Origin of the sequence: Pseudomonas fluorescens, from assembly GCF_001623525.1 — a bacterium.
Taxonomy (GTDB): domain Bacteria; phylum Pseudomonadota; class Gammaproteobacteria; order Pseudomonadales; family Pseudomonadaceae; genus Aquipseudomonas; species Aquipseudomonas fluorescens_Q.
Window position 1 is genome coordinate 1,860,026 of the sequence record NZ_CP015225.1, and the last position, 12,188, is coordinate 1,872,213.

At 59.9% G+C, this 12,188-nt stretch carries 10 protein-coding genes; all 10 read left to right on the top strand.

Features of this window, described 5'->3' with window-relative positions; genetic code table 11:
- Position 1: 1 nt before the first annotated feature.
- The 10 genes from TK06_RS08000 to TK06_RS08045 all read left to right on the top strand — a co-directional run bounded on the left by TK06_RS08000 (position 2) and on the right by TK06_RS08045 (position 12,064).
- The gene (locus TK06_RS08000; protein ID WP_063321620.1) at positions 2–1,765 is read left to right on the top strand and encodes an FAD-dependent monooxygenase; all 1,764 of its coding nucleotides are present in this window, start codon (positions 2–4) and stop codon (positions 1,763–1,765) included.
- Between the two features lie 118 nt (positions 1,766–1,883).
- A complete protein-coding gene (locus TK06_RS08005; RefSeq protein ID WP_063321621.1) occupies positions 1,884–2,984 on the top strand; it encodes an acyl carrier protein in 1,101 nt (366 codons plus the stop codon).
- Between the two features lie 74 nt (positions 2,985–3,058).
- Positions 3,059–6,487, top strand: coding sequence for a beta-ketoacyl synthase N-terminal-like domain-containing protein (locus TK06_RS08010; RefSeq protein ID WP_063321622.1), 3,429 nt, complete (start codon positions 3,059–3,061; stop codon positions 6,485–6,487).
- A 56-nt stretch (positions 6,488–6,543) separates the two neighbouring features.
- Positions 6,544–7,014: an SRPBCC family protein gene (locus TK06_RS08015; protein ID WP_063321623.1), complete on the top strand. Its 471-nt coding sequence runs from the start codon at positions 6,544–6,546 to the stop codon at positions 7,012–7,014.
- An 85-nt stretch (positions 7,015–7,099) separates the two neighbouring features.
- The gene (locus tag TK06_RS08020) at positions 7,100–7,798 is read left to right on the top strand and encodes an outer membrane protein (protein ID WP_063321624.1); all 699 of its coding nucleotides are present in this window, start codon (positions 7,100–7,102) and stop codon (positions 7,796–7,798) included.
- A 196-nt stretch (positions 7,799–7,994) separates the two neighbouring features.
- Positions 7,995–8,162, top strand: a complete 168-nt coding sequence (gene napE, locus TK06_RS08025) for a periplasmic nitrate reductase, NapE protein (protein WP_014338488.1) — start codon at positions 7,995–7,997, stop codon at positions 8,160–8,162.
- Between the two features lie 37 nt (positions 8,163–8,199).
- Positions 8,200–8,460 carry a chaperone NapD gene (locus TK06_RS08030; RefSeq protein ID WP_014338487.1) on the top strand — a complete coding sequence of 87 codons (261 nt, stop codon included), beginning with the start codon at positions 8,200–8,202 and terminating at the stop codon, positions 8,458–8,460.
- The gene (napA, locus tag TK06_RS08035) at positions 8,457–10,961 is read left to right on the top strand and encodes a nitrate reductase catalytic subunit NapA (protein WP_063321625.1); all 2,505 of its coding nucleotides are present in this window, start codon (positions 8,457–8,459) and stop codon (positions 10,959–10,961) included. Before TK06_RS08030 ends, napA begins: the two co-directional genes overlap by 4 nt.
- 11 nt (positions 10,962–10,972) lie before the next feature.
- Positions 10,973–11,458: a nitrate reductase cytochrome c-type subunit gene (locus TK06_RS08040; RefSeq protein WP_063321626.1), complete on the top strand. Its 486-nt coding sequence runs from the start codon at positions 10,973–10,975 to the stop codon at positions 11,456–11,458.
- A 9-nt stretch (positions 11,459–11,467) separates the two neighbouring features.
- Positions 11,468–12,064, top strand: a complete 597-nt coding sequence (locus TK06_RS08045; RefSeq protein ID WP_063321627.1) for a cytochrome c3 family protein — start codon at positions 11,468–11,470, stop codon at positions 12,062–12,064.
- The last annotated feature ends 124 nt before the right edge of the window (positions 12,065–12,188 follow it).

Genomic DNA, 12,188 nt, shown 5'->3' on the forward strand with positions numbered 1-12,188 from the left:
GATGAACACTCTGAGCACGTTGGCCCCCAATCATTTCAAGCGCCCTGGCAGCGCCCCGACCGTCATGATCGTCGGCGCCGGTCCTGTTGGCCTGTCCCTGGCAATCCTGTTGAAGAAATGGGGTGTGTCGTTCCGCATCATTGAAAGGAACGCCGGTCCCTCGACGGCGACCAAGGCGATGGCTATCCATTCCCGGACCCTGGAAATCTTTCGGGACCTGGGCGTTGCCGAGCAAGCCATCAGCGACGGCTTCACGATCAACCAGTTTTCGGTGCAGTCGAACGCCAAGCGGGTGCTGAACTACAACTTCTCCTACCTGGACGCGCCCTATCCCCTGCTCCTGAGCCTGCCACAGCCGCAAACGGAGAAAATTCTCCTGGAGCGGCTCAGGGAGCTGGGGGCCGAGGTGGAATGGAACACCGAACTGGTGGACATCGAAAACCAGCCGGGTTCGGTGCGCATGACGCTCAAGCATGCCGACGGCACCGACGAACACTTCACCAGTCGTTGGGTAGCCGCGTGCGACGGTGCTCGCAGCAACATCAGAAAACGCCTGGACATGACGTTCGAAGGCTCGTCCTACGACCGCTTCTTCATGCTCGCCGATGCCGATATCGAGTGGTCCGGAAGCAAGGATGAGGGCGCATTCTTCCTGGGTGCGCAGGACGGTTATGTGGCCGTTGCACCGATCAGCGCTCAATCGCGTTATCGGCTGTTCATCGAAATGCCCTACAACCTGCCACCAGAAGGCGAGCGCCCGTCCTTGAGCCTGGAGAACTTCCAGCGCTTGTGCGAAGGGCGCGGGCAAAAGATGACGCTGTCCAACATTTCATCGACCACCATCGCCTCTTTCCAGCATCGCCGCGTGCAATCGATGCAACAAGGTTCCGTGTTTCTGCTGGGGGATTCGGCGCATATCGGCAGCCCCATCGGTGGGCAGTGGATGAACCTGGGGGTTTCCGAGGCCTATAACCTGGCCTGGAAAATGGCCTATGTCGATCAGGGCCTGGCGAATCCGTCCTTGCTCGACAGCTACAACGAAGAGCGCTACCCGGTTGCCCTGGAAGTCGAGAACACCGCACACCGGCTGACGGGGCTGATTACGGTCCGGCGTCGCGCCCTGGTGTGGCTGCGCGACAACGTCCTGCCACTGTTGAGCAACCGCAAAAAGGTCCAGCGCAAACTGCCGTCGATGATTTCCGGTCATCAATATCACTATGAGAAAAGTGACTACATTCAAGAATCGCTGACGAAGAAGCAGCGCAAGAACTGGAGCAAGAAAGGGAAAAAACCCGAGTTCCAGACCGCAGCGCCTCGCGCCGGGCAACTGGCGCCCGATGTCGAACTGTGGCAACTGCAAGGGATGCCGACAAAACGCTTGATCGACTTGTTCCACGGGACATTCACGCTGTTGATTTTCAGCGCGGCCGATCAGTTTTCACCGTTGTTGCCAGGCTACTACACGCTGGCCAAGTCGGTGGAACAGGACTACCCAGGCATCAAGGCCTACTGCGTGATCGACGCCCTGAGCAGCGCCGGCCTGCCGGCTTGGCATTCGACGTTGCTGGACCCCGACTGGCGACTGCATAAGCGCTATCACGCCAAGGAAGGCACGATGATGCTGATTCGTCCTGACGGCTATATCGCTTTCCTCGGCGCCGATGCAATAACGCTGATGACGTATCTGAACGTAAGGTCCGGGTTGCTCAAGGGTGCCAGGAAAACAATAACTTGCGAGACCGACGCAGTGGAACTCCAACTTTAAGTCGCTCCATGGCTACTGCCAGTTTGATGATTTGATATAAACAAGGCCCTGCCCTGGGCCAGGATTTTTGATCTTTCTTACTTATAGAAATATCGACCGACTTGGTTAGGAGAACTTTATGCGCTTGCAACTTAACGATGTTGTGCAGGAATTCATCGTATCCAATGGGAGAATAGCCCATAGCTATTTCTCTCTTTCCGAAAAGATTATTGATTCACTGTGCGAATCCAATGTCGCCAAAGAAGCAATATTGCTGCGACTCCTGGAACAGGCTGAAACAGTCACTGCGCATTATTTCAATGCTCATCAACAAGTCCTTGAAGGCGTTTATGCCAATGGGACCGAAGCAGCTGTCAACCAGAGTGTTCCCGTGCTGGAGCCGGTTCACTTGAACCCGACCATACTGGCGCCGGCACCTGTCGTCGAAGCCGTCGAAGCCGTCGAAGAGACAGATGCACTTAGCTACGGGCAATGGTTGCGTGCCGAGATCAGCACGGTCACCGGCTTCCAGGCGCAACAGATCGACTTCGATCAGAGCTTCGAGAGCCTGGGGATCGACTCGCTGGGGCTGGTCGATATTTTCGAATCCCTGGCCCAGCACTTCCCGGAAAAGAAAGACCTCACCTCGCAGCTCTTCGATGCCCCTACCCCGACCGCCTTGCTGGCACGGCTTGAAGCCGATCCGCAGGCACCAACGGTGGATGTCCAAGCATGGGTGCTCGACCAACTCGCGGCCATCACCGGCTTTACGGTTGAGCAGATCGACCCGTCACAAAGCTATGAAAGCCTGGGCCTTGATTCGCTGGTGCAGTTGGACTTCCTGGAGTCGGTAGTCGCCATGTGGCCACAACTCAAGGCGCACAGTTCCGAGCTGGCCAACGCCAAGCTCCCGCAGGCAACCATTGCCCTGATTCAAGCCGCCCTGGCCGATCCAACGCCGCAGGCAGCGCCTGGCGTCGAGCCTTCACCTGCCACGACGGACACTCAAGGGCGGGAAGAAAACCTGCTGCTCAACGCCCTGTCTCCGTTGATCCCGGACGCAGCGCAGTCGATCGACATCCAGACGTCGTTCGCACAACTGGGCCTCAACGGCTTTGCCCGCGAGGCGCTCTGCCAATCCATGGCGCAACAGTGCTCTGCCAGCGAGTTTGCCGGTGAAGCGCTGATGTCCCGTCGCACGCCTCAAGATGCCTTGTCGCTGCTGGCCAGGTTGAGCTGAGCCCAGCAGCAACAGGAATGGAATCCGGGTGATCGAACAGGTCACCCAGCATTTTGGCGATCAGGGAGACAGGTATGAGTGGCGCAGTAACAACAATGGGCGATTTCTGCTTCAGCGCGATGGCGGGCGAGTTTCCGGGGGCGCCGTCCACGGACGCGCTTTGGCAGTTGCTCTGGCAAGGGCAGATCGCACCGATCGAATCCATGCCGACACGTTGGGAATTGGACAAGGCGTCGATCTATTCAACCAAGGCCGGCGAGAAGGATCGCACGTACCTGGACAGCGCTTTTTGCCTGACCGATGACGCCTCGACCCCGTCACGGCACGAAGGACGACAGGTCGCCATCGGCAAGAAAGTGCTCCAGACGTTGCTCACCCAACTCGCCGGACAAGGCTCGGCGCTGAGCAGGGAGCGCACCGCGCTGGTGGTCGCGACCTCCTGGAGCGACGAGAGCTATTTCGTCACCGGCGTATCCGGAAAAACCGACACGCCGTCGGGCTTTACACCGGGTGAGCAAGTAGCGGAACTGGCGGCGGCCTTTGCCTTGGGTGGGCCGGCGTTATCGGTAGACACCGCGTGCAGTTCGTTCCCCTATGCCTTGGATATGGCCCAGGCGCTGGTCAACAGTGGTCAGGCTGACAACGCGATTGTCATGGCCCTGAACACCGTGCTGCCACCCGCGCTGTTCCTGGGTTTCTCGCAGTTGACGGCTTTTTCCGCCCGCGCGCGGATGGAAGCGTTCGGCCAGGACGCCGACGGCATCGTGCCCGGCGAATGTGCCGTGGCCTTTCTGGTCGAACCGCTCGCCCAGGCCCTGACAGCGCAGCGTCGTCCCCTGGGCGTGCTGCGCGCCTTGGGCATGTCCGCCGACGGCGCCGAAGGCTCGGTGTTTGCGCCAGGCAAACAGGCCCAGTACTCGGCCTACCAACGTGCCTATCGCGGCCTCGATCCACGCGATGTGGACTACATCGAGACCCACGGCACCGGTACACCGCTAGGGGACGCAACGGAGCTGGCCTCGCTGAACAGCTTCTTTGCCCCCCATCGTCCGGACGGCAAGAAAATCATCATCGGTTCGATCAAGTCGGTCATCGGCCATCCCCTGGCCGCTGCCGGAGGTGCCTCGCTCGCCAAGGCCTTGATGATACTGCGCCATAAAGGCATTCCCCCACAGCCCGGTTACCGCCCCAGCACCAAGGTCGACGAGACCTGCCTGCGACTCGCCACCCAGCAGGTACAGCCCCTGGAGGATCATCAATCTGCACTCCGGATTGGCATCTCCAGTTTTGGTTTCGGCGGCGCCAACGCGCACCTGGTGGTGGATGAATACATTCCCGACAACCACTCTGCCGCCCCCCTGACCGCCCCGGCGAGCGCCAGTGGCGTGGTAATGCTCGACCTTGCCATTGTCGAGGCTGAAGCAGCACTGGGCAGCCATCGTTCCTTGCAGTCATTCCAACAGCAACTCGATCAACCCGCCGCCCCCTCGGTCATGTTCCCTTATGGGCGCTTCGTTGATTACACCCCGGCGCCCGGTCAACCGTTGCTGGGAAAATTCCTCGCGCAAGACCACGTTATCGATATCGATGGCTTTGGCATGGGTCCCAAGCCATTGGCTCATGTCGACCCGTTCAAGCTGTTGATCACCGATCGCGTCAATCATCTGCTGCGACGTTTGCCAGGCGTGGCCGGTTCGCCCGGCACTGCGATGGTCATGTGCTGCAACATGGGCGGCGAGCGCTTCAGCAATGCCTACAGCAGCGCCCACAACTTCTACTCCCGGGCGCAAGGTACGGCACCGGGCGTCGAGGTGACGGACGTGGCAACCATGCTGCCGAACATGTTGTCCGGCTACCCGGCGCAGATTTTTGACTTCAAGGGTTTCCATCAGACCCTGGTCGGCACGGCGGGACTGTTCTGGCAAACCCTGCTGGCCTCGCCGCAATGGTTCAACGATGGCATCACCACGCTGCTGCTCGGCGCAGGGCGTTTTTTCAGCGGTGAAATCGAGGTCGAACGCGCCCGGAGCAGCACAATCACGCAAGGTGAAGGACTGGGGCTGATCGCGCTGCGTCGTTATCGACCGGATGCCGCTGACAAACCCTTGCTGGTGATCCGCGCGGCGGTCCTCGCCCACGCTGCCGACTCGTTGGAAGAGGCTTGCCAACGGCTGGGCAAAGCGCCGAGCGACTATCCGAACGTTGACATCTGTGAGTTGCAGCCTGCTGCGACGCCTGCCAGCGGATCGCTGCAGGAGCTGACCGGCTTCCTGGCTGAAGCCAGTGGCATCGAGACCCTGTTGGCGGTGATGTTGAAGGGCACGACCCATTCGGTGATCGAGGTGCGCGATGCCGGCAAGACGGTGATGTGGCTGTTTACCGAAAAACTTCGCCAATGGAGCCCGGCGGCGGCCGAAGCCAGCTCGCCCATCAAGCATCCCTTCATGTTGCGCTTTGCCCATTCGTCATCCCACGAACTGCAGCAGGTCATCACGCCTGCCCGGCCTGTCAGCGTGGTTCGCGAACCGCAGGACGATGGCGTCGACGTGCAGCAACTCAGCGACATGCTCACCAGCACCTTGCTCTCCGGGCTGCGGGTGCGGGTTCGCGCCATGGAAAGCCTGTTCGCCCTGCAGCGTGGCGACACATCCCAGCGCCCGACACGCTGGCAGCGCAGCGCGGAACATATCGTGATCGCCAACGCCCAGCGCAGCCCACAGTCGCTGCACGCCCAGCTCGTGGTGGATGAAGCGCACCCGTACTTCTTCGATCACCCCTTGGATCACGTCCCGGGCATTTTGCTGCTCGAGGGCGTGCTGCAACTGATCGAACTGGCGATGCCCCCTCTGAGCGGACGGGTCGCCTACATCAAGACCCTGACAATCAAGTTCCAGCAATACGTACAGAAGCAAGGCGTGATCGATCTGCACGTCGAGCAAGGCCAGGATCCCCAGGTGTTCAACGCGAAGGTCATGCAGGCCGGGAAAGTGATGTGCACCTGCGTCCTCGGGATGGCCTACAGCTCGGCGTTCGAGATATCGCCAGCCGGCGAATTCACCGCCACGCCGTGCCGTAACAGGGCCCTGTTGCACAAGGCCAGGGAGGAGAACGTCATCGTCAGTGACATGAGCGGTGTCGCCCAGGGCCTGAGCGTGGACACCGTGAAACTGCCGCAGGAGCACTTCTTCCAGGCAGGTGATCCCGAGCACTATTCGATGGTGTATTTCCTCGAAGTCGCTCGCCAGTGCTACATGCAGATCGCCCACAGCCATCTGCGGATTCCACTCAACACCCCGATGAATCTGCTGGCCTTGAGCTTCACCCTGGATCGCCCCATCCCCAGGAACAGCCCGCTGTCATTGGCGCCGCAAGCCGGCTTTGATGCGGCGCTCCAGGCATTCAAGACCAACCGCATCTATATCGACCTGTTCAACCGGGGTGAAAAAATCGGTCAAGCAAGTATTACCGCCCAGGTGCTGAGTCAATCCGCACCGGCGGCCTGAGCATTGAATGGATCTGCCCTGCGCATGACCGTGCCCCCCACAACCAAGGTGTCGCCGTGAACGATGTCAAAGTGCAAGTCATAGTCAAATCGCCCCCTTCTGAAATCTGGAAGATCTGGAGCAATTTTGCAGAAGCGCCGTTATGGGATACCGACGTTCGCCAGTGTCAGCTCGACGGCCCTTTCCAGGCGGGGACACGCGGCAAATGTGTGCTCAAGAACGGCTTGAACATGCCACTGAAACTGGAAGCCGTGAGCCTGCACGAAAGCTATCGCAACAGTGCACGGCTGCTGTGGATCGACCTCGAATTCGATCATCAGATGCGCAGGCTTTCTCCCGACGAAACCCATGTCATCCATAGCGCGAAAATTTCCGGGCCGTTGAGTTTCCTGTACCGCGCACTGCTGCGCAAAGCGTTGACCGCAGCGATGACCACGGCACTGGACAACCTGTGCACGCTGGCTGAACAACGGGCCATCGCCACCCCAGGACACGAGAAAACCGCGACGCCTTTGCACCTCGTGTGAATGCCTCCCGGAAGCAGGCGTGCAGAACACGCCTTCCCGGGCTCGCTTTGCTTACTTATCGATAACAGCACATTTCGGATCTAGCATGAACCTACAGAAAAACACCCAGTATCTGCTCATGGCAATCGTTGGCCTGGGGGCTATTGCCCCAGCATCGAGTTTCGCCGACAACCTCGGCCCCTATATCAGTGGCATGGGTGGCGTGAACTGGGTTTCCAAACAGGACCTGACCCAGAACAACAATGATTTCGTCGAGATGGAATACAACCAACCGCTGCACTCGGGCTACGCCACCGGGCTGGCAGTGGGCTGGCGGTTCCCGGTCGGGCTACGGCCCGAGGTGGAACTGAGCTACCGCCGCAACACCCTGGACCAATTCAATAACCGGATCTACGAGGGCGGGAGCAGCATCGAGGGCAAAGGCGAAGAGGAAGCCAGCAGCCTCATGGCCAACCTCTGGTATGACATCCCGAACCTGCCTGCCCCCTTGAGCCGGTTCACACCTTATGTGGGCGGTGGCCTGGGCTACGCGGTGCTGACCATCAAGGGCCTGGAAGCCGGTGGCGTCGAGTTCGGCGGCACCCATCGCGACACCGTCTCGGCCTGGCAACTCGGCGCAGGCGTCGCTTACGAGCTGAGCGACCACTGGTCCATGTCCCTGGATTACCGCTACTTCAAGACCGGCGAAGCGAACTTCGGCCAAATCCAGGGCCTGCCCCCGGCTGACGTGGAAACCGAATACAACGCCCAGTCCTTGATGCTCGGCCTGCGGTACTGGCTGTAAGCACTAGACGGATCGACACCGGGTCTTGGCCAGGTGTCGATTCGCAAGACCCCAGGCCGGTTGTACCGGCCATCGCAACGCTCGGAAAAATCGGCCGGCGTCGTTCGAAATGACCGCTGGTCGGGATGTACCAAGCCGAAGAAGCCCTACAAACTTCGTGGTCTAGTATCAACTCAGGTTCGGCGGGAGATTCCCAATGTCGTTGGCTGAAGAACGCAAACCTGAACGCCGCAAGGAAACCCGGCTGTTCCTTTTCCTTGTCATCTGCCTCTTTCCGTTACTGTCGGTCGCCATTGTCGGCGGCTACGGTTTCCTCGTCTGGTTTTTCCAAATGCTGTATGGCCCCCCTGGCCCTCCCAACTAGCGAATGGCGTTTTCTTGAAGGCTATTGGAGCCCGCTCATGGACGAAGCCCTGCATATTGCCAGCCTCATCGTACTTGCCCGACCGGAATTGTTCGACGCGGTCAAGGCCAACCTGCGGCTGTTGGATGGCCTGGAACTGCATCATGAAAGCGCCGCCGGAAAACTCGTGGTGGTGCTTGAAGCCCGACACGAAGACCAGATCCTTCAACGCATCGAACAGATCAACCAACTGCCAGGCGTACTCAATGCCGCGTTGATCTACCACGAACTCCTCGAGCCCGATGGAGAGACCGAATGAGCCTGACCCGCCGAGCATTCGTCAAGACCCAGGCCGCTGCCATTGCAGCCGCCGCTGCCGGCCTTCCGATAGTGACCTCCGCCAGCAACCTGGTGACCGAAGCCGATATGGTCACCTTGGACTGGAACAAGGCTCCATGTCGCTTCTGCGGCACCGGTTGCAGCGTGATGGTCGCGACCCGAGACAACCGCGTGGTCGCCACTCATGGCGACGTCAAGGCCGAAGTCAATCGCGGACTGAACTGCGTCAAAGGCTATTTTCTTTCCAAGATCATGTATGGCGTCGACCGCCTGACCCAGCCGCTGTTGCGCATGAAGAATGGCCAGTACGACAAGCAAGGGGAATTCCAGCCAGTCAGTTGGGAGAAAGCTTTCGACATCATGGAACTGAAGTTCAAGCAAGCCTTGAAGGACAAAGGGCCCCAGTCAGTGGGCATGTTCGGTTCCGGGCAATGGACGGTCTGGGAAGGCTACGCCGCCAACAAACTGATGAAGGCCGGTTTTCGCACCAACAACATCGACCCCAACGCCCGTCATTGCATGGCCTCGGCGGTGATGGGCTTCATGCGCACATTCGGCATGGATGAGCCGATGGGCTGCTATGACGACATCGAAGCCACCGATGCCTTCGTACTCTGGGGTTCGAACATGGCCGAGATGCACCCGGTGCTCTGGAGCCGCGTCACCGACCGCCGCTTGAGCCAACCCCATGTGAAAGTAGCGGTGCTGTCCACCTTCGAACATCGCAGCTTCGAACTCGCCGACATCCCCATGGTGTTCAAGCCGCAAACCGACCTGATGATCCTCAACTACATCGCCAACCACATCATCGAAAGCGGCGCGGTCAACCAGGACTTCATCAGCAAGCACACCCGGTTCGCCAAGGGGGCCGACGACATCGGATACGGCCTGCGCCCTGACGATCCACGGGAGAAGAAAGCCGCCAATGCCGCCAAGGCCAACACCTGGACGGACATTTCTTTCGAGCAGTACGCTGCCTTCGTCAAGCCCTACACGCTGGAGCGAACCGCCAAGGAGACGGGGGTGCCCGCCGAGCGTCTGAAGAATCTCGCCGAGCTGTATGCCGACCCCAAACGCAAGATCGTCTCGTTCTGGACCATGGGCTTCAACCAGCATACCCGTGGCGTCTGGGCCAACAATCTGATCTACAACATCCATCTGCTCACCGGCAAGATCAGCGAACCGGGCAACAGCCCGTTCTCGTTGACCGGCCAGCCATCGGCCTGCGGTACTGCGCGGGAAGTCGGAACCTTCTCCCACCGGCTGCCGGCCGACCTGGTGGTGACCAATCCCAAGCACCGCGCCACCGCCGAAAAAATCTGGAAGCTGCCCGCCGGCACCCTCCAGGAAAAGCCAGGCTTCCATGCGGTCGAACAGAGCCGCATGCTCAAGGACGGCGTGCTCAACGTCTGCTGGACCCAGGCCAGCAATAACATGCAGGCCGGACCGAACATCATGCAGGAAGTCCTGCCGGGTTGGCGCAACCCGAACAACTTCATGATCGTCTCCGATGTCTACCCGACCGTTTCCGCCCAGGCCGCCGACCTCATCCTGCCCAGCGCCATGTGGGTGGAAAAGGAAGGCGCCTTCGGCAACGCCGAACGCCGGACGCAATTCTGGCACCAGTTGGTGAGTGCGCCGGGAGACGCCAAGTCGGATCTGTGGCAGTTGATGGAGTTTTCCAAACGCTTCACCACCGATGAAACCTGGCCCGCCGAGTTACTGGCCAAGGCGCCTGAACTCAAGGGTAAGACCCTCTTCGAGGTGCTGTTCAAGAATGGTCAGGTCGACCAGTTCCCCGTCGACCAGATGGAAGCCGGCTACAAGAACGATGAAGCCAAGGCCTTTGGTTTCTATCCGCAAAAAGGCCTGTTCGAAGAGTACGCCCAGTTCGGTCGCGGCCACGGACATGACCTTGCCACGTTCGACCGCTACCACAACGAACGCGGTCTGCGCTGGCCGGTGGTCGAAGGCAAGGAAACCCGTTGGCGTTACCGCGAGGGGCTGGACCCGTACGTGGAGAAAGGCAGCGAGGTGCAGTTCTACGGTTACCCGGACAAGAAGGCGATCATCTTCGCCCTCCCCTACGAGCCGCCCGCCGAAGCCCCCGACGCCGACTATCCGTTCTGGCTGTCCACCGGCCGCGTCCTCGAACATTGGCACACGGGCACCATGACCCAGCGCGTCGAGGAGCTGTACAAAGCCGTGCCGGATGCGCTGGTCTACATGCACCCCGACGACGCCAAGGCCTTGAAGGCGCGGCGCGGCAGCGAGGTGAAGCTGATCAGCCGGCGCGGTGAAATCCGTGCGCGCATCGAGACTCGCGGGCGCAACAAGCCGCCTCAAGGGTTGGTCTTCGTACCATTCTTCGATGCCAACAAACTGATCAACAAGGTCACGCTCGATGCCACCGACCCGATCTCCAAGCAGACCGACTATAAAAAATGCGCGATACGCATCGAGTTGGTCAGCGTGGCCTGAGGAGAACCGTGATGTTTTTTCGAATCCTGCCGTTGCTCCTGCTTGCTGTGATCGGCGTGGCAATTGCCGCTGAAATCGACTATCCACTCGATGCACCCGCGCCGGATGGCCGCCGTCCTGGAGGCACCCTGACCCAGAGCATGCCTGCCCCACCCATTGCCGAAGAAGAAAACAAGGACCTCAAGCGCGAGCGCAACTACCCGGACCAGCCGCCAACCATTCCGCACACCATCCGCGGCTATCAGATCGACAAGAACGGCAACAAATGCCTGTCCTGCCACAGCCGCGCCAACAGCGCACGGACCCAGGCGACGATGATCAGCATCACCCACTACATGGACCGTGACGGCCAGGCACTGGCAGCCGTGGCACCGCGTCGGTACTTCTGCAACCAGTGCCACGTGCCGCAGGCCGACGTAAAACCACTGGTGGGAAACAACTTCCAGACCATCGACAAAATCCTGCAAGACGACGCAAACGCCGCGCAAAAGCCTTGAGGAGGCAACATGAAAGCACTGTTCGCCCTGCTCAAGGACTATTGGGGTGTCCTGCGTCGTCCGAGCATGTACTACAGCCTGGGTTTCCTGACGCTCGGCGGTTTTATCGCCGGGATCGTTTTCTGGGGCGGCTTCAACACCGCGCTGGAGGCCACCAACACCGAGGCGTTCTGCGTCTCCTGTCATGAAATGCGCGACAACGTTTTCGTCGAACTCAAGGACACGATTCACTACACCAACCGCTCCGGCGTACGCGCCAGCTGCCCGGACTGCCACGTGCCGCACGAATGGACCCATAAAATCGCGCGCAAGATGCAGGCGTCGAAGGAGGTCTGGGGCAAGATTTTCGGCACCATTGATACACGCGACAAATTCCTCGCCCTGCGCCGCGAACTGGCCGAACACGAGTGGGCCCGGCTCAAGGCCAACGACTCTCGCGAATGCCGTAACTGCCACAACTTCGAATTCATGGATTTCACCCGCCAAGGCAAGCGTGCCGCGTCCATGCACTCGACGTCGCTGGCCAATGGCGAAGCCACCTGTATCGACTGCCATAAAGGCATCGCTCACAAGCTGCCCGACATGAGCGGCGTGAAAGGCTGGTAGTGACGTTGTTCCTGTCGTCGCTTTCAATCGCTACCGGCCCAGTACCCCAAACCGGAAAATTCTGAGAGGATGCGCGTCAAGAACGCCATGGAATAAAGGCCTTCCCATTCCATTCCAGTGGCGG